Annotated in this window: 16 protein-coding genes; 1 reads left to right on the forward strand and 15 read right to left on the reverse strand. The window is 61.9% G+C overall.

Annotated features, from left to right (window positions below):
- Nucleotides 1-9: 9 nt before the first annotated feature.
- From AC07N4_RS20450 to hutC, 13 genes are all read right to left on the reverse strand, one after another.
- Nucleotides 10-915 (reverse strand): alpha/beta hydrolase, encoded by a 906-nt coding sequence (locus AC07N4_RS20450; RefSeq protein WP_493065855.1) that lies wholly within the window; start codon nucleotides 913-915, stop codon nucleotides 10-12.
- Complete coding sequence (locus AC07N4_RS20455) at nucleotides 915-1,862, reverse strand: choline ABC transporter substrate-binding protein (protein ID WP_096819942.1); 948 nt, start codon at nucleotides 1,860-1,862, stop codon at nucleotides 915-917. The genes AC07N4_RS20450 and AC07N4_RS20455 overlap by 1 nt, the downstream gene beginning before the upstream one ends.
- A gap of 148 nt (nucleotides 1,863-2,010) precedes the next feature.
- On the reverse strand, nucleotides 2,011-2,811 hold the full coding sequence (hutG, locus tag AC07N4_RS20460) for an N-formylglutamate deformylase (protein WP_102620220.1): 801 nt from the start codon (nucleotides 2,809-2,811) through the stop codon (nucleotides 2,011-2,013).
- A gap of 10 nt (nucleotides 2,812-2,821) precedes the next feature.
- On the reverse strand, nucleotides 2,822-4,027 hold the full coding sequence (gene hutI, locus AC07N4_RS20465) for an imidazolonepropionase (RefSeq protein ID WP_096819944.1): 1,206 nt from the start codon (nucleotides 4,025-4,027) through the stop codon (nucleotides 2,822-2,824).
- A gap of 77 nt (nucleotides 4,028-4,104) precedes the next feature.
- The gene (hutH, locus tag AC07N4_RS20470; protein ID WP_493065856.1) at nucleotides 4,105-5,637 is read right to left on the reverse strand and encodes a histidine ammonia-lyase; all 1,533 of its coding nucleotides are present in this window, start codon (nucleotides 5,635-5,637) and stop codon (nucleotides 4,105-4,107) included.
- A gap of 117 nt (nucleotides 5,638-5,754) precedes the next feature.
- Nucleotides 5,755-7,278, reverse strand: coding sequence for a histidine ammonia-lyase (gene hutH, locus AC07N4_RS20475; protein WP_493065857.1), 1,524 nt, complete (start codon nucleotides 7,276-7,278; stop codon nucleotides 5,755-5,757).
- Nucleotides 7,279-7,355: 77 nt separating this feature from the next.
- Nucleotides 7,356-8,186 (reverse strand): quaternary amine ABC transporter ATP-binding protein, encoded by an 831-nt coding sequence (locus AC07N4_RS20480; protein WP_102622793.1) that lies wholly within the window; start codon nucleotides 8,184-8,186, stop codon nucleotides 7,356-7,358.
- Complete coding sequence (locus tag AC07N4_RS20485) at nucleotides 8,183-9,034, reverse strand: ABC transporter permease (protein ID WP_096819948.1); 852 nt, start codon at nucleotides 9,032-9,034, stop codon at nucleotides 8,183-8,185. The genes AC07N4_RS20480 and AC07N4_RS20485 overlap by 4 nt, the downstream gene beginning before the upstream one ends.
- A gap of 70 nt (nucleotides 9,035-9,104) precedes the next feature.
- On the reverse strand, nucleotides 9,105-10,073 hold the full coding sequence (locus AC07N4_RS20490) for an ABC transporter substrate-binding protein (RefSeq protein WP_096819949.1): 969 nt from the start codon (nucleotides 10,071-10,073) through the stop codon (nucleotides 9,105-9,107).
- Nucleotides 10,074-10,143: 70 nt separating this feature from the next.
- Nucleotides 10,144-11,616, reverse strand: coding sequence for a purine-cytosine permease family protein (locus AC07N4_RS20495; RefSeq protein WP_102622792.1), 1,473 nt, complete (start codon nucleotides 11,614-11,616; stop codon nucleotides 10,144-10,146).
- Nucleotides 11,617-11,696: 80 nt separating this feature from the next.
- Nucleotides 11,697-13,379 (reverse strand): urocanate hydratase, encoded by a 1,683-nt coding sequence (hutU, locus tag AC07N4_RS20500; protein WP_493065858.1) that lies wholly within the window; start codon nucleotides 13,377-13,379, stop codon nucleotides 11,697-11,699.
- Nucleotides 13,380-13,798: 419 nt separating this feature from the next.
- The gene (locus AC07N4_RS20505; RefSeq protein WP_096821981.1) at nucleotides 13,799-14,368 is read right to left on the reverse strand and encodes a HutD/Ves family protein; all 570 of its coding nucleotides are present in this window, start codon (nucleotides 14,366-14,368) and stop codon (nucleotides 13,799-13,801) included.
- Between the two features lie 22 nt (nucleotides 14,369-14,390).
- Nucleotides 14,391-15,101 (reverse strand): histidine utilization transcriptional repressor HutC, encoded by a 711-nt coding sequence (gene hutC, locus AC07N4_RS20510; RefSeq protein ID WP_173861404.1) that lies wholly within the window; start codon nucleotides 15,099-15,101, stop codon nucleotides 14,391-14,393.
- 145 nt (nucleotides 15,102-15,246) lie between these two features.
- On the opposite strand from hutC, the gene AC07N4_RS20515 reads away from it, so the two are divergent.
- The gene (locus tag AC07N4_RS20515) at nucleotides 15,247-16,611 is read left to right on the forward strand and encodes a formimidoylglutamate deiminase (RefSeq protein WP_096821979.1); all 1,365 of its coding nucleotides are present in this window, start codon (nucleotides 15,247-15,249) and stop codon (nucleotides 16,609-16,611) included.
- A 48-nt stretch (nucleotides 16,612-16,659) separates the two neighbouring features.
- Here the strand turns inward: AC07N4_RS20515 and AC07N4_RS20520 are convergent, their stop codons facing one another.
- Nucleotides 16,660-17,229, reverse strand: a complete 570-nt coding sequence (locus AC07N4_RS20520) for a lipocalin family protein (protein WP_096821978.1) — start codon at nucleotides 17,227-17,229, stop codon at nucleotides 16,660-16,662.
- A 31-nt stretch (nucleotides 17,230-17,260) separates the two neighbouring features.
- Entirely contained in the window at nucleotides 17,261-17,515 is a 255-nt protein-coding gene (locus AC07N4_RS20525; RefSeq protein WP_007952486.1) for a hypothetical protein, read from the reverse strand.
- Between the last annotated feature and the right edge of the window lie 35 nt (nucleotides 17,516-17,550).

The following is a 17,550-nucleotide window of genomic DNA, read 5'->3' on the forward strand; positions in this document are numbered from 1 at the left end:
CGTGCACTGTCACAATTTGTCAGCCATGAACCCCAGCAGGCTTTCGTAGAGACGATCGACTTCGGCGACCTGATGCCGCGCCCGCAGACAGCCATGCACCAGCCCTTTACCGTAATACAACGCGGCCTCGCCCCCGGCGGCGGCGAGTCGTTCGGCGTAGCGCACCCCGTCGTCGCGCAACGGATCGAACTGCGCCACGGCGATCCAGGCCGGGGGCAATCGGCTGACGTCATCGGCGAGCAACGGCATGGCCCAGGCATTCGATTGCGTCGAGCCACGCAGGTACAACGCGTGATAACAGTCGACATCGCTGCTGGTCAGTAGTGGCGCATCGGCGCATTCGCTGCGTGACGGCAGATGTTCGTCGCCGCCCAGTCCGGGATAGATCAGCACCTGAGCGCCAGGCAGAGGCTCGCCCGTATCGCGCAAGGCCAGGCACAACGCAGCGGCGAGATTGCCACCGGCGCTGTCGCCGGCCACCAGCATCCGCTCGCGGTCGAAGCCGAACGATCCGTCGCGCAGGGCACGCCAGACACTCAGGCAATCGTCGAACCCGGCGGGAAACGGATGCTCCGGCGCCAGCCGGTACTCCACCGCCACCACCATCGCCCCGAGCGCCACGGCCAGTTCGCAGCAGATGAAGTCGTGGGAATCCAGCCCTCCGACCACCCAGCCACCGCCGTGCAGGTACACCACACAGGGCGGTAACGCCACGGGTGGGCGATAGGCACGGACCGACACCGCGCCCAATCGAAAGTCCTCTACCTCAAGCCCTGCCGGTCGCGGTGGAGTGAACGCCCGGCACATCTCGTCATAGCCCCGGCGCAATCCAGCAAGGCTGCTGTCATCGCTGGCGAAGCTTTCGGTCCTGGCGACAAACGCCGCCATCGCCGGCGACAGTGGATAAGTACCCATCAGTTTTTCAGACTGGCCTGAACCGTGGCCACGCCATCCTTGCCGTCGAAACTGCTGACACCCGCCAGCCAGCGCTGCAAATCTTCCGGGTGCTCACGCAACCAGTTCTTCGCCACTTCCTGGGGTGTCTTGCGTTCCATGATCGGCACCATCAACTGGCTTTCCTGAGCGGCGGTGAAGGTCAGGTTCTCCAGCAGTCGATGGACGTTGGGGCAGCGCTCGGCGTAGTCCGGCGAGGTGACGGTGGAAACGGTGGCGGCGCCTTCGTTCGGGCCGTAGACATCGTCGCTGCCGGTCAGGTAGGTGATTTTCATGTTGATGTTCATCGGGTGCGGGGTCCAGCCGACGAACACCACGAATTCCTTGCGGTTCACCGCCCGCTGCACGGCGGCAAGCATGCCGGCCTCACCGGATTCGATGATCTTGAAATCCTTCAGACCGAAATGGTTGGTTTCGATCATGGTCTTGATCGTGGTGTTGGCGCCGCTGCCGGGCTCGATGCCGTAGATCTTGGCGCCGAGCTGATCCTTGAACTTCGCAATGTCACCAAAGGTTTTCAGCCCCGCCGCCGCGACATAGTCCGGCACTGCCAGCGTCGCCTGAGCATCCGCCAGGCTTGGCTTGTCCATCACTTTGACTTGATTGGCAGCGATGAACGGCGCGATGTTCTTGTCCATCGCCGGTTTCCAGTAGCCGAGGAAGATATCCAGACGCTTGTCGCGGATGCCGGCAAAGATGATTTGCTGCACGGCGCTGGTCTGTTTGCTTTCGTAGCCGAGACCATTGAGCAATACGTCGGCCATGCCGCTGGTGGCGATCACGTCGGTCCAGTTGACCACGCCCATGCGCACGGTTTTGCAGGAAGCATCGTCGGAAGCCATGGCGCCGGCGCTGAGCAGCGCACTGCCGGTGAGGATTAACGCACAACGAGTGAACAGTTTTTTCATGTGGGATCGTCTCGTGCGGCAGCGGGTTATTGTTCGGATCGGTGTCTTCTTGCACCGTGGCCGAAACATTACGCAGCAGGCGAGACGGAAAAGCGACCTGTGGCGACCGGGATTTGCACGGTGGCGACAGGCGCTCTCCAAAACAGACTCAGTTGTAGTGCTTTTCGCCCCAGGCCAGCAGCCCTTGCAGCAACTCCTTGAGCACCACCCGCGTCGGCTCCGCCAGATCGGCGCGGTAGCGGAACGGTTCGAACTCTTCCATATAGGTGCACTGGCCCAGTTCCAGTTGCACGGCGTGGATGTTTTCGGCCGGGTTGCCGTAGTGACGGGTGATGTGGCCGCCCTTGAAGCGTCCGTTCAGCACATGGCTGTAATCGCCGTGGCGTGCGCAGATCGCTTCCAGTTGCGTGGCCAATTGTGGATCGCAGCTGGCGCCGTTGAAAGTGCCGAGGTTGAAGTCCGGCAGCTTGCCGTCGAACAGGTGCGGGATCACCGAACGGATCGAGTGCGCATCGAACAACAGTACGTAACCGAACTCGGCCTTCAGCCGCGCCAGCTCTTCCTGCAAGGTGCGGTGGTACGGCGTCCAGATCTGCTCCAGGTACGTCGCACGTTCTTCTTTCGACGGTTCCTTGCCTTCCTTGAACAACGGAATGCCATCGAACAGCGTCGCCGGGTACAGCCCGGTGGTGGCGCCCGCGTACAACGGTTTGTCGTCGGACGGCCGGTTCAAGTCGATGACGAACCGCGAGTACTCGGCCGCCAGCGTGCTGGCGCCCAGCTCGGCGGCAAAATCGTAGAGCTGCGGAATATGCCAGTCGGTGTCCGGCAGGCTTTTCGCGTCCGGGATCAATCCGGCCTCGACCACCGGCGTCAGGCGCACACCCGCGTGGGGCATGCTGATCAGCAGCGGCACGCGACCTTGTTTGAAGTTCAGAACCTTATCCACAACCGTTCTCCTACAGACTTGATTCAACGCCGTGACGCACGACGCGTTTGTCCAGTTCACCACCGAGCCAGTACGCCAGATCCGCCGGCCGGTCGATGTGCCAGGCGACGAAATCCGCCACCTTGCCGACTTCCAGCGAACCGTGGGTATCGGCCATGCCCAAGGCTTGCGCCGCATGAATCGTGGCGCCGGCCAGGGCTTCTTCCGGGGTCATGCGGAAACAGGTGCAGGCCATGTTCAGCATCAGGCGCAACGACAGCGCCGGCGAGGTGCCGGGGTTGAGGTCGCTGGCGATGGCGATTTTCACCTTGTGCTTGCGCAGGGCTTCCATCGGCGGCAACTGGGTTTCACGCAGGAAGTAGAACGCGCCCGGCAACAACACCGCGACAGTGTCGGATTCGGCCATGGCGATGGCGTCTGCTTCATCCATGAACTCCAGATGATCGGCAGACAATGCGTGATAACGCGCAGCCAGGCTGGAGCCGTGCAGCGACGACAGTTGTTCGGCGTGCAACTTCACCGGCAGGCCGAGTTTTTGCGCGACGATGAACACCCGCTCGACTTGCTCCGGGGAGAACGCCAGGTATTCGCAGAACGCATCCACCGCATCCACCAGGCCTTCGGCGGCCAGCGCTGGCAGCATTTCGGTGCAGATGTGATCGATGTAATCGTCAGCGCGATCCTTGTATTCCGGTGGCAACGCGTGAGCCGCCAGACAGGTGCTGCGCACGCTGATCGGCAATTCGTCGGCAAGGCGGCGGATGACCCGCAGGATCTTGCGCTCGCTGGCCAGGTCGAGGCCGTATCCGGATTTCATTTCGACCGTGGTCACGCCGTCGCGCATCAGGCTTTTCAGGCGTTTGGCGGCGCTGGCGAACAGTTCGTCTTCCGACGCTTCGCGCGTGGCGCGCACGGTGCTGGCGATACCGCCGCCAGCCGCTGCGATCTCGGCGTAGCTGACGCCTTGCAGGCGTTTCTCGAACTCACCGCTGCGGTTGCCGCCGAACACGGTGTGGGTGTGGCAGTCGATCAGGCCGGGGGTGACCCACGCGCCTTGCAGATCGTTGACCGCCGGGTATTCGCCCGACGGCAATTGAGTGCGCGGGCCGATCCACTCGATGTGTGCACCGGACGTCACGATGGCCGCATCCTCGATGATCGAGTAGACGCCTTGCGCCATGGTTGCGACGTGGCAGTGTTGCCAGAGGGTTTTCATCCCAGGTCCTCGTCTAGTGACGCGGAGCGTCACGGGCTGCATTCCCACGCAGAGCGTGGGAACGATCGGTGGTGGGGTTAAAGGCTCGGCAGCAGTTTCGCCGGAACCAGTTCAGTCAGAATGCGTGAAGCCAGCAGCTCGGTCGCTGCATTGATGTCCGGCGCGAAGAAGCGGTCCTTCTCGTAGAACGGCACTTCGCGACGCAGAATCCCCCGGGCCTTTTCCAGTTTGGTCGAGGTCTTCAGGCCGTTGCGCAGGTCCAGACCCTGCGCCGCCGCCAGCCATTCCACCGCGAGAATCCCGCGAGTGTTCTCGGCCATTTCCCACAGACGCTTGCCGGCAGCCGGGGCCATCGACACGTGGTCTTCCTGGTTGGCGGAAGTCGGCAGACTGTCCACCGAATGCGGATGAGCCAGTGCCTTGTTCTCGCTGGCCAGGGCGGCCGCAGTCACTTGGGCAATCATGAAACCGGAGTTCACCCCGCCATTGGCCACCAGGAACGGCGGCAGTTGCGACATGTGCTTGTCCATCATCAGCGAGATGCGACGCTCGCTCAGGGAACCGATTTCGGCGATGGCCAGCGCCATGTTGTCAGCGGCCATGGCCACGGGTTCAGCGTGGAAGTTACCGCCGGAAATCACGTCGCCTTCGGCCGCGAACACCAATGGGTTGTCGGACACGGCGTTGGCTTCTATCACCAGCACTTCAGCGGCCTGACGGAACTGAGTCAGGCAAGCACCCATGACTTGCGGCTGGCAGCGCAGCGAGTACGGGTCCTGAACCTTTTCGCAGTTCTGGTGCGAGTCGGAGACTTCACTGCGCTCGCCGAGCAGATCGCGGTAAGCGGCAGCGGCGTCGATCTGGCCTTTCTGGCCACGGGCAGCGTGGATGCGGGCGTCGAACGGCGAGCGCGAGCCCAATACCGCTTCAACTGTAAGGCCGCCCAGCGCCAGTGCACCGGCAAACAGGTCTTCACCTTCGAACAGGCCGCGCAGCGCGAATGCGGTAGAGACCTGAGTACCGTTGAGCAGCGCCAGGCCTTCCTTCGCCGCCAGTGTCAGCGGGGTCAGACCGGCGACTTTCAGCGCTTCGGTCGCTTCCATCCACTCGCCCTTGTAGCGCGCCTTGCCTTCGCCCAGCAGTACCAGCGACATGTGCGCCAGCGGTGCCAGGTCACCGGATGCGCCGACCGAACCTTTCAACGGAATGTGCGGGTAAACCTCGGCATTGATCAGGGCGATCAGCGCATCGATCACCACGCGGCGGATGCCGGAGAAACCACGGCTCAGGCTGTTGACCTTGAGCACCATGATCAAACGCACCAGCTCATCGCTGATCGGCTGACCAACGCCAGCGGCATGGGACAGCACCAGCGAGCGCTGGAGGTTTTCCAGGTCTTCGCTGGCGATGCGGGTCGAGGCCAGCAGGCCGAAACCGGTGTTGATGCCGTAGGCAGTGCGGTTCTCGGCGAGGATCTGCTCGACGCAGGCGACGCTGGCTTCGATCTGCGCAGCGGCGCTGTTGTCGAGGGTCAGTTTGACCGGGTTCTGGTAGACGTCACGCAGTTGGGCCAGGCTCAGTTGGCCGGGGATCAGGTTCAGCGCAGTCATTTAAATGCTCCTTTTGAGAGTTTGTTATGAACTACCAGTCGCTCCGGAGCATTCCGTTATCCGTCGCCTCTCGTCTTTTGGACGATCCGCGCCTTGGCACGCTGGTATAGGCAGTTGTCAGTGCAAATTCGGTAGTACGTTGTGCAGCAAATCCGAGTCCTTCAACACGCTCGCGGCAGCGGCGATATCCGGCGCCAGCCAGCGGTCCTGATCGTAGGCCGGGACTTTCTCGCGCAGCAGTCGCCACGCCACATCGGTGCCGGCGCCGAAGCGTTGTTCCTTGAGGAATTCAAACGCCTGAGCCGCCAGCAGGTACTCGATGGCGAGGATCTGCGTGCAGTTTTCCAGTGCGCGGTGCAGCTTCAGCGCGGCGTTGGTACCCATGCTCAGGTGGTCTTCCTGCAGGCCCGAAGTGACGTAGTTGTCGAGCACCGCCGGTTGCGCCAACTGGCGGTTTTCCGCGCACAGCGACGCGGCGACGTATTGCACGATCATCATCCCGGAGTTCACCCCCGGATTGGCCACCAGGAAGGCCGGCAGACCGCTGACGTGCGGGTTGATCAGTCGGTCCAGACGCCGCTCGGCAATCGAGCCGATTTCGGCCATCGCGATCGCCAGCAAGTCCGCCGCCAGCGCGACCGATTGACCGTGCGGGTTGGCCTGGGACATCACCCGGAAGTTGTCCGGCGTACCCAACAGCAACGGGTTGTCGGTGCAGCCGTTGAGCTCGGTTTCGATCTGCTTGATCGCGTGTTCCAGTTGATCGCGCGCGGCGCCGTGCACCTGCGGGATCGAACGGATGCTCAGCGCATCCTGGGTGCGAATGCCTTTGCTCGTCGCAATCACTTCGCTGCCATCGAGCAACGCACGCAGATTGACGCCGACCTGTTGCATGCCCGGGTGCGGCTTGAGCGCGATGATCTCGGCGTCGAACGCGGCGATCTGGCCGCGCTGCGCTTCGAAACTCATGGCACCGACCACGTCCGCCCATTGCACCAGACGCGTGGCATCGGCGATGGCAAGGCAGCCGAGACCGGTCATGCACGGCGTGCCATTGACCAGGCACAAACCGTCTTTCGCGCCGAGTTGCACCGGTTGCAGGCCTTCTTCGGCCAGCGCTTGCTGCGCAGAGACAACCTGCCCGCGATAGCTGACGTTACCAACACCCAGCAGCGCGATACCGATGTGGGCCATGTGGGTCAGGTAACCCACCGAACCCTGCGACGGCACTTGCGGGGTGATGCCGCGATTGAGCAGCGCCAGCAGCGCTTCGACCACTTGCCGATGAATCCCGGATTTGCCGTGGCTGTAATTGCGGATCGCAGCGCACATGATTGCGCGGGTCTGCTCGTCGGCCAGCACCGGGCCGACGCCGCAGGCATGGCTGAGCAAGGTGTTGCGCGACAACTGGCTGAGTTGTTCGCCTTGCAGCGAGACATTGGACAAACCGCCCAGCCCGGTATTGACGCCATAAGCACGTTCCCCGCTGGCAACGATGCGCTGGACGATGCCCTGAGCATTTTCGATGCGCGCCCAGATCTGGGCCGACAGCTCGAGCTGCGCGCCGTGACGGGCTACCGCGACCACATCCTGCCAACGCATCGAGGCGTCGGCGATAACGATTTTTTCAGCCTGGGACATCTAAAACCTCTTTAACCTGATCGTCACGGAATGCATTCCCACGCAGACGGTTCGACGCCTCGACGCGGGAACGAACCTCAAACCACCGCCGCCCGCCGCTGCACGAAGCGGTCGACATATTCGTCCGCCGGCGAGTGCAGGATCTCTTTCGGCGTACCGACCTGGATCAGGCGGCCGTCCTTGAGGATCGCGATGCGGTTGCCGATGCGCACAGCCTCGTCGAGGTCGTGGGTGATGAAGACGATGGTCTTGTGCAGGGTCTTTTGCAGCTCCAGCAACTGATCCTGCATCTCGGCGCGGATCAGCGGATCGAGAGCGCTGAACGCTTCGTCCATCAGGATGATGTCGGTATCCGCCGCCAGAGCGCGGGCCAGGCCGACACGCTGGCGCATGCCACCGGAGAGCTGGTGCGGGTATTTGTTTTCGTAGCCTTTGAGGCCCACAGTGTTGATCCAGTGCAGTGCGCGTTCGGCGCACAGCTGCTTGGTCTCGCCGCGCACTTTCAGGCCGTAGGCGACGTTGTCGAGGACGGTCTTGTGCGGCAGCAGGCCGAAGCTCTGGAACACCATGCTGATCTTGTGCCGGCGAAATTCGCGCAGGGCTTCCATGTCGTATTGCAGGATGTCCACGCCGTCCACCAGGATCGCGCCGCTGGTCGGGTCGATCAGGCGATTGAAGTGGCGCACCAGCGTGGATTTGCCGGAGCCGGACAGGCCCATGATCACGAAGATCTCGCCGGTGCCGATGCTCAGGGACAAGTCGTTGACCCCGACCACGCAACCGGTTTCGTTCAGCACCTGATCCTTGGTCTTGCCCTGGCCGACCATCGCCAGGGCGTCCTTGGCGCGGTTGCCGAAAATCTTGAAGACGTTTTTGACTTCGATCTTGCTCACGGTTGCGTTGTTCATTTGCTCACCTCATGCCGTGGCCGACCATACGCCTGGGTAATGCGGTCGATGACCACTGCGAGAATCACGATCGCCAGACCGGCTTCAAGACCACGTCCGACGTTGAGGGTCTGAATGCCCACCAGCACATCTTCACCCAGGCCACGGGCGCCGATCATCGAGGCAATCACCACCATCGACAGGGCCATCATGGTGGTCTGGTTGATCCCGGCCATGATGCTCGGCAGGGCCAGCGGCAGTTGCACGCCGAACAGTTGCTGCCAGCGGTTGGCGCCGAAGGCGTTGATGGCTTCCATCACTTCACCGTCGACCTGGCGGATGCCCAGATCGGTCAGGCGGATCAGCGGTGGTGCGGCGTAGATCACGGTGGCGAAAATCGCCGGCACCTTGCCCAGGCCGAACAGCATCAGTACCGGGATCAGGTACACGAAGCTGGGCATGGTCTGCATGATGTCGAGCAGCGGCATCAGGATCGAACGCAGGCGATTGCTGCGCGCCGAGAGAATCCCCAGCGGCACACCGATCAGCACCGAGATGACCGTGGCGACCATCATCAGCGCCAGCGTTTGCATCAGTTTGTCCCACAGGCCGACGGCGCCGACCAGGAACAGCAAACCGACGATCACGGCGGTGGTCACGACTTTGCGCGTGGCGTGCCAGGCAACGCCCGCGACGATGGCCAGCATCAACCACCACGGTGCTGCGCGCAGCAGGCCTTCAAGGTTGACGATGGCCCACAGCAGGGTGTCGGAGATATGGCGGAACACGTCGCCGTAGTTGGTGACCAGCGCATCGACCCAACCGTTGACCCAGTCGGCGATGGAAAACGTAAAGCGTTCGGGAAACATAAGAGACTCTCAATCAAGGGGTTGCGATCAAGCGTCCGACTGCCGTTGCCGGCAGCCGGTGAAGCTCGACCTACAAGGCCGCGTCGATTTTCTTGGCTGCGTCGTCGCTCACCCATGCGTGCCAGACTTCAGGATGTTCCTTCAGGAAGATCTTGGCCAGTTTTGGCGACTCGATCCGCTCCTTGGTCATGCGACCCAGGTTCTGGTTCAACAGGTCGATCGGCAGGTTGACCTTTTCCAGCACGGCCACCAACTCCGGCGCTTGCTCGTGGAACGTCTTGGACAGGCCGACCTTGATGGTCACGGTCTTGTCGACACCCGGTTTCTCTTCCAGTTTGACGGCGTCGATCTGACCCATCAGCGGGGTTGGCGACCAGTAGTAGAACAGGATCGGCTCGCCACGCTTGTAGCTCGACAGCACCGCCGCATCCAGCGCCGGGCCGGTGCCCGGGCGGAAGTTGGTGTAGGTGCTTTCCAGGCCGTAGCTTTTCAGCATTTCGCTGTTGTCCAGCTCGCAGGTCCAGCCGGCCGGGCAGTTGTAGAAGCGGCCCTTGGACGGTTCTTCGGCGTCCTTGAAGATTGCCGAGTACTTGCCCAGATCAGCGATGTTTTTCAGGTCCGGCGCCTTGGCTTCGATCTTGCGTTTGGCATCGCCTTCGATCACGTAGCGCGGCACGTACCAGCCTTCAATCGCACCGACGACCGGCGCACCGACACCGACGACCTTGCCGGCCTTCTCGGCCTTGTTCCAGACCTCGCTGCGGCCGACCCACTCTTCGGCGAACACTTGAATATCGTTGCTGCTCAGGGCGTTTTCCATGGTGATGGAGTTGCCCGGCAGGCTGTCGGTCTTGCAGTCGTAACCTTTCTCCAACACGACTTGCAGCACGTCGGTCAGCAACATCGCGCTTTCCCAGTTCAGGCCGGCAAATTTCACCGGTTTGCCGGATTCGCACCAGCCGGCAGCCTGAGTGGCGCCGGCACTGGCCAGCAGGCCCATGGACAGCAGTGTGGTCAGCAGGGTCTTGTTCGATTTCATTGTTGTGACGCTCCTAATCATGAGTTGGCTTACGGCAGTCAAGAGGCATCCAGCCCTGTCCACGTCCAAATCAGGCCTGCGCCGCAGCGCGACCGGCCCCGCTTGCTTTAGGTTGTACAACGCTGTTCTGCTCGACCGGCAGAATCAGTTGATCGGGCACGCTGCCGTGCCATTTCTTTGCGCACACGTAGTACAGCGCGGCAGGCAACACCAGGCCGATGATCCACGAGATATCCACATCACCCAGCGCAGCCACCAGCGGACCGGTGTAGAACTTGGTGGAAATGAACGGCAGCTGCACCAGCACACCGAACACGTAGACGCTGATACCGAGGAGGTTCCAGCGGCCGTAGCGACCGTTCGGATCGGCCAGCGCCGGTACGTCGTAGCGCTCGCGGGTGATGCAGTAGTAGTCCACCAGGTTGATCGCGCTCCACGGCGTGAAGAACGCCAGCAGGAACAGGATGAAAGACTTGAACGCCCCGAGGAACGAGTGCTGGCCGAGCAGCGCCATCAGCGTCGCCGCACCTACGATGACCAGCACGAACACCAGACGCTGCATGCGCGTTACTTTCAGGTCACCACGGAAACCGCTGATGATGGTCGCGATGCACATGAAGCTGCCGTAGGAGTTCAGGGTGGAGATGGTCACCTTGCCGAACGCGATGCTGAAATACAGCAGCGCAGCGGTGGCACCGGTCCCGCCCAGGCCGACGATGTAAGCCACTTCATGACCGGCGAACTGGCCGTTGGCCGAAGCCGCCGCGAACACGCCGAGGATCATCGCCACCTGCGCGCCAATTACCGAACCGGCACCGGCAGCGAAAAAGGTTTTCACCGAGGAAACCTTGCTCGGCAGGTAGCGCGAGTAGTCCGCCACGTAAGGGCCGAAGGCGATCTGCCAGGACGCTGCCAGCGACACCGCCAGCAGGAAACTGCTCCAGCTGAAGTGGCGGATTTCCAGAAGTGCACCGACGTCCACCTGACTCAGCAGACGGCTGAACAGATAAACAAAAGCAATCACGCCAATGGCACTGGCAATACGGCCGATCCAGTGGATCACCCGATAGCCGAGCACTGTGACCACGACGATGACGCTGGCGAAAAGAAGGATGCCGACAGTGTCACTGACACCAAACAACTGGCCCAGCGCCTGACCCGACAGCACGGTGCCGGTCGCGGTGAAGCCCAGGTACATCAGGCACACCAGCACGATCGGAATCGCCGCGCCATAAACCCCGAACTGCACACGGCTGGAGATCATCTGCGGCAGGCCCAGCTTCGGACCTTGTGCCGCGTGCAGCGCCATGACACCGCCGCCCAGCAGTTGACCGATCAACAGACCGATCAGCGACCAGAACACATCACCGCCCAGCACCACGGCCAAGGCCCCGGTGACGATTGCGGTGATTTGCAGGTTGGCACCCATCCACAGGGTGAACTGACTGAATAGACGACCGTGTCTTTCCGCTTCCGGGATGTAGTCGATCGAACGCTTTTCGATCAACGGTTTGTTGCTTGCACGATCGGTGTTGCCAGCCATGATTCAACCTCTGTGGATTGTTCTGGGTTTTGTTGTTGTATTGGCTTGAGCGGGAGCGAGCATGCTCGCTCCCGCCGTTTTTATTTACCGGTGATCATCGGCAGGTTCAGCCCTTGCTCCTTGGCGCAGTCGATGGCGATCTGGTAACCGGCGTCGGCGTGGCGCATCACACCGGTGCCCGGGTCGTTGTGCAGCACGCGAGCGATACGCTCGGCCGCCTCATCCGTACCGTCACAGACGATCACCATGCCCGAGTGCTGCGAGAAGCCCATGCCGACGCCGCCACCGTGGTGCAACGACACCCAGGTCGCGCCGCTCGCGGTGTTCAGCAGGGCGTTGAGCAGTGGCCAGTCGGAGACGGCATCGGAACCGTCCTGCATCGATTCGGTTTCGCGGTTCGGGCTGGAGACCGAGCCGGAGTCGAGGTGGTCGCGACCGATCACGATCGGCGCCGACAGCTCGCCGCGACGGACCATTTCGTTGAACGCCAGGCCGAGCTTGGCGCGTTGGCCCAGGCCGACCCAGCAGATACGCGCCGGCAGACCCTGGAAGCTGATGCGCTCGCGGGCCATGTCCAGCCAGTTGTGCAGGTGCGCGTCGTCCGGGATCAGCTCTTTGACCTTGGCGTCGGTCTTGTAGATGTCCTGTGGATCACCCGACAGCGCCGCCCAGCGGAACGGGCCGATGCCACGGCAGAACAGCGGACGGATGTAGGCCGGAACGAAACCCGGGAAGTCGAAAGCGTTTTCCACGCCTTCTTCCTGAGCCATCTGACGGATGTTGTTGCCGTAGTCGAAGGTCGGGATGCCTTGCTTCTGGAAGTCGAGCATGGCTTTGACGTGGACGGCCATCGATTGCTTGGCGGCCTTGATCACCGCGGCCGGTTCGGTCTTGGCGCGGGCGCGGTATTCGTCCCAGGTCCAGCCGGCCGGCAGGTAGCCGTTGAGCGGATCGTGGGCGCTGGTCTGGTCGGTGACCATGTCCGGGCGCACGCCGCGACGAACCAGTTCCGGGAGGATTTCTGCAGCGTTGCCCAGCAGCGCGATGGAGATCGCCTTGCCTTCTTTGGTGTACTTCTCAATGCGTGCCAGGGCGTCGTCGAGGTCTTTGGCCTGCTCGTCGACGTAACGGCTTTTCAGGCGGAAATCGATGCTCACCTGCTGGCATTCAATGTTCAGCGAGCAGGCACCGGCCAGGGTCGCGGCCAGCGGCTGAGCGCCACCCATGCCGCCGAGGCCGGCGGTCAGGACCCAGCGGCCCTTGAGGTTGGAGTTGTAATGCTGGCGACCGGCTTCGACGAAAGTTTCGTAAGTCCCCTGCACGATGCCCTGGCTGCCGATGTAGATCCAACTGCCGGCGGTCATCTGGCCGTACATGGCCAGGCCCTTGGCGTCCAGTTCGTTGAAGTGTTCCCAGGTCGCCCAGTGCGGCACCAGGTTGGAGTTGGCGATCAGTACGCGCGGCGCATTGCTGTGGGTCTTGAACACGCCGACCGGCTTGCCGGATTGCACCAGCAGGGTCTCGTCGTCGTTCAGGTTGGTCAGGCTTTCGACGATCTTGTCGTAGCACTCCCAGTTACGCGCGGCGCGGCCGATGCCACCGTAGACCACCAGTTCTTTCGGGTTCTCGGCCACTTCCGGGTCGAGGTTGTTCATCAGCATGCGCAGCGGCGCTTCGGTCAGCCAGCTCTTGGCGGTCAGCTTGTTGCCGCGCGATGCACGGATTTCGACGTCACGATATTTTGTAGGCTTATTGTCAGTCACGAAAAAGACTCCTCAGCGATCAATTCAAACCAACCCTGGCGATGGGCAAGCGGCTTGTGCGCTTCAATGCGCGACAAGCGAATCAGGGACGCTGCGGAGAACCTCTAACGACTCATACGCATACGTCTTTACTTGTACATACAAGCATATGCAATCGAGCGGCCAACTTGTTGGAGGACTGTTCAACAAAATGCCGGGCACGGCTGGAGGACGCCTGAATCAAGGGTTGTGGCGTGTATGAATTTTTTCGCCGGGTTGGTTTGAGCAAGCGGGAGGCGGGTTCATGAGCGTGGTTTTGCGCCACGCTGGGGCGTTCGGTAACAAGTTGGTGCGCGTTCGGGAACGTCGGGATGAAAAAAACCGCCGCTCTCAACAGCCCTTCCAGGCATTGTTCAAAGCGGCGGTTTTTAAGGGGCCGATCAGTGTGCAGTCAGTTCGATCACACAGCAGCCCGCGTTGACGGCGATTTCCACCAGACCGGTGTTACCGTCCAGTTGCAGGCAATCATGCCGGCCGAGTTGCGAAGCGCTGTCACCGACCGTCACTTCCAGCAACTCGCTGACGCTGAAGACGAGAACGGTGCCGGCGGAGCTGAAGAACCGTTGCTCGCCATCCAGCCACTGCAAACGCGCGCTGTAACGCTGCGGTGCGTAGATCAGGTTGAAATCGCGGATCGCGCCGCCGAGCAAGGTGCAGGACACCTGGCTTTCGCCGCTGAAGGCAAACGGGTCGAGGGGTAACAGCGGCCGAGTGTCGTCACCGTCGACACACAAGGTCATGCCGTCGCCCTGCAACACCGTGATCACCCGCTGATAACCGGTGAACGTCGAGAAGCCGCCGGATTCGGCAATGTCGGCAATCGACAGACGCCAGCCGAAACCGTCGAGACCGGCACCGGCGTCACGGGTGATTTCCTCGGTGCTGCCGCCGCCGTTTTTCCACGGCATGCGCGGGTAGCCTTCGGCGCGTAGAACCTTCAACTCGCTCATTTATGCTCTCTATTTATGCTTTTTATTTATGAAACCGACCTTCCAGACGATGACGGGAACCGGGGTGGATCAGACGCGCCGCCGTCACTGGCTGACGGCCCGACCACGTACGGCGACGAATCAGCAGGCACGGCTCGCCTTTTTCGATCTGCAGCAATTTGCATTCGGTCGGCTCGGCGAGGATCGCTTCGACCACATGCTCGCCTTCGGTCAGCGGCGCAACCTGGTTGAGGTAGGCGTAAGGCGTTTGCAGGGTGAAGTCCTGCTTGAGGTATTCCGGGGCGACCAGCGCGTTGACGAAACGGTCTTCGATCTGCACCGGAATATCGTTTTCGTAATGCACGATCAGCGAGTGGAACACCTTCTGCCCTTCGCGCATGTCCAGCGCCAGGGCGCGCTCGGAACCGGCGGCCTCTTCTTCCAGGGTGATCACCTGGCAGGTGTGGCGATGGCCACGGGAGGCGATTTCGTCGGCGATGTTGTGCACCTCGAACAGCGCGGACTGGCTCTTCGGCTCGGCGACGAACGTGCCGACGCCCTGCATGCGCACCAGCAAACCGTCGGCGGTCATTTCCCGCAGCGCGCGGTTGATGGTCATGCGGCTGAAGCCCAACTGGCTGACCAGCTCGCTTTCCGACGGCACGCGGTAATGCGGCGGCCAGTTACCACTGTCGATCTGCTGGGTGATCATCTGTTTGACGCGGGCGTACAAGGGCGCCGGACTGTCGCCCATGTTCGCGGCCAACGGAGAGACTGGAGGCGGAGTCGGCACGGTGGATCCCTGTTCATTGGATAAGGTTGCTAGCTTGCCGGAGTTTACCGGGCAGGCAAACGTCTGTATATGTATATACAAATAACACACGATGGGGTGCTGAACCATGTCCGCCTTCTTTGCCGAACGCGCGCTGCTGCCTAACGGATGGGCCAACAATGTACGTCTCGAGGTCAGCGCCGAAGGCGTATTGACCCGAATCCAGGCCGATTCCACCGCAGAAGGCGCCGAACGGCTGAGCGGTCCGCTGCTGCCGGGGATGCCGAATCTGCACTCCCACGCGTTCCAGCGAGCGATGGCCGGGCTGGCAGAAGTGGCCGGCAATCCCAATGACAGTTTCTGGACCTGGCGCGATCTGATGTATCGGCTCGTCGGAAAAATCAGCCCGGACCAGCTCGGCGTGATCGCCCGTCAGCTGTACATCGAAATGCTCAAGGCCGGTTACACCTCGGTCGCCGAATTCCATTACGTCCACCACGATCACAACGGTCAGCCGTATGCCGATCCGGCCGAGCTGGCGTTGCGTATCAGCCAGGCCGCCAGCTCCGCCGGCATCGGCCTGACGCTGTTGCCGGTGCTCTACAGCCACAGCGGTTTCGGTGGCCAGACGCCAAACGAAGGCCAGCGCCGCTTCATCAACAGCACCGAAAACTACCTGAAACTGCAATCACGCCTGCAACCGCTGCTGGCTCAAGAAAAGGCTCAGTCGCTGGGATTGTGTTTCCACTCGTTGCGCGCGGTCACCCCACAGCAGATCAGCGAAGTGCTGGCGGCCAGCGACAAGCAATGCCCGGTGCACATCCACATCGCCGAACAGCAAAAGGAAGTCGACGACTGCCTGAGCTGGAGCGGTCGCCGTCCGCTGCAATGGCTGTACGAGAACACCGAAGTCGATCAGCGCTGGTGCCTGGTGCACGCGACCCACGCCAATCCGGAAGAAGTCACGCTGATGGCCAAGAGCCGCGCCATCGCCGGCCTGTGCCTGACCACCGAAGCCAACCTCGGCGACGGGATCTTCCCGGCGGTGGATTTCCTGGCTCAGGGCGGACGCATGGGTATCGGCTCCGACAGCCATGTGTCGTTGAGCGTGGTGGAAGAATTGCGTTGGCTGGAATACGGCCAGCGTCTTCGCGATCAACGACGCAACCGTTTGTACGGCGCGGATCAGCCGATGGTCGGCCGCACGCTGTACGACGCGGCACTGGACGGTGGAGCCCAGGCGCTGGGCCAGCCGATCGGTGCGCTGGAAGTCGGCAAGCGCGCCGACTGGATTGTGCTCGATGGCAGCGATCCGTATCTGGCGACGGCCAGCGGTGACGGGATCCTCAACCGCTGGCTGTTTGCCGGTGGCGACCGTCAGGTGCGTGACGTGCTGGTCAACGGTCAGTGGGTCGTTCGTGACGGGCGACATGCCGGGGAGGAGGACAGCAATCGCGCCTTCACCCAAGTCCTGCGAGACCTTTTGGGCTGACACAAAAAAACCTGTGGAGGGCAACCTCCACAGGTTTTTTGTTGCGCGTCAGTTGGACGTCTTGGCCATCTGCTGATCCGATGCGCGCCAGATCAATCGCGTGGTGTCGTAACCCTGCTGACGCGCCTTGCTCAGCAGTTCTTCGCGTACCACACCATTGACAGTCGGCGTGCGGGACAACAGCCACAGGTAACGTCGGCTCGGGTCGCCAACAATGGCGGTCTTGTAGTCGTCACTGACGTACAGCACCCAGTATTGACCCTTCGCCGAGCCCGGAATCAAGCGCGAGAACCAGGTATCGAACTCGACCCACAATTTGTCGGTCTTGCCCGGCACCTGTGGATAAGCCTTGCCCTTGACCTCTTCCCACTGCCAGTCCTTGGTCAGGCAACGGTTGAACACGCCGAGGTTGCCGTCAGGCTGGAGGCTGTAGCGGGCTTCGGATTGAGCGCAATTGCGCTGGAAATACATCGGCAGCCGCGCCAACTCGTACCAGGTGCCCTGGTAACGCTTGAGATTGACGCTGTGGACTGTCTTGGGCGCCAGCGGATCTTCACCGGTCGTGGCGCAGCCGGCCAATACCAGGCCGGCAAAAAGGACAAGCAATAACCGCTTCATTGTTTTTCTCCCGTGGGCGCGTAGCCCCGGTTTACTTCAGGCCTTGGCCGGAAAACATCAACACTTTGTCACCGGCGTACTGCACGCTGATAAAGCTGTTCTTGTCGCCCCAGGTGCAACTGGACATGCCGAGCGCGCCCGAGCAATCGGTGGGCTTGCCGAGCAGCGTCTCCACTTCGGCCTTGGCCATCCCGGCCGAGAGCTTCGAGTAGTTTTCCTGATTGACCTTGCTGCATGCGGCCAACAGCACGCAAAACGACAGAAGGGCGATAGATCGCAGCGACATGGTGTAACTCCTGGAACGGAAGGGGGATGGCATGG

The organism is Pseudomonas sp. GW821-FHT09E04 (genome assembly GCF_059416185.1).

Coding starts and splice junctions, on each gene's coding strand:
- AC07N4_RS20450 (WP_493065855.1), bottom strand. CDS start 915: ATGGGTACTTATCCACTGTCGCCGGCGATGGCGGCGTTTGTCGCCAGG.
- AC07N4_RS20455 (WP_096819942.1), bottom strand. CDS start 1,862: ATGAAAAAACTGTTCACTCGTTGTGCGTTAATCCTCACCGGCAGTGCG.
- hutI (WP_096819944.1), bottom strand. CDS start 4,027: ATGAAAACCCTCTGGCAACACTGCCACGTCGCAACCATGGCGCAAGGC.
- hutH (WP_493065856.1), bottom strand. CDS start 5,637: ATGACTGCGCTGAACCTGATCCCCGGCCAACTGAGCCTGGCCCAACTG.
- hutH (WP_493065857.1), bottom strand. CDS start 7,278: ATGTCCCAGGCTGAAAAAATCGTTATCGCCGACGCCTCGATGCGTTGG.
- AC07N4_RS20480 (WP_102622793.1), bottom strand. CDS start 8,186: ATGAACAACGCAACCGTGAGCAAGATCGAAGTCAAAAACGTCTTCAAG.
- AC07N4_RS20485 (WP_096819948.1), bottom strand. CDS start 9,034: ATGTTTCCCGAACGCTTTACGTTTTCCATCGCCGACTGGGTCAACGGT.
- AC07N4_RS20490 (WP_096819949.1), bottom strand. CDS start 10,073: ATGAAATCGAACAAGACCCTGCTGACCACACTGCTGTCCATGGGCCTG.
- AC07N4_RS20495 (WP_102622792.1), bottom strand. CDS start 11,616: ATGGCTGGCAACACCGATCGTGCAAGCAACAAACCGTTGATCGAAAAG.
- AC07N4_RS20505 (WP_096821981.1), bottom strand. CDS start 14,368: ATGAGCGAGTTGAAGGTTCTACGCGCCGAAGGCTACCCGCGCATGCCG.
- hutC (WP_173861404.1), bottom strand. CDS start 15,101: ATGGGCGACAGTCCGGCGCCCTTGTACGCCCGCGTCAAACAGATGATC.
- AC07N4_RS20515 (WP_096821979.1), top strand. CDS start 15,247: ATGTCCGCCTTCTTTGCCGAACGCGCGCTGCTGCCTAACGGATGGGCC.
- AC07N4_RS20520 (WP_096821978.1), bottom strand. CDS start 17,229: ATGAAGCGGTTATTGCTTGTCCTTTTTGCCGGCCTGGTATTGGCCGGC.
- AC07N4_RS20525 (WP_007952486.1), bottom strand. CDS start 17,515: ATGTCGCTGCGATCTATCGCCCTTCTGTCGTTTTGCGTGCTGTTGGCC.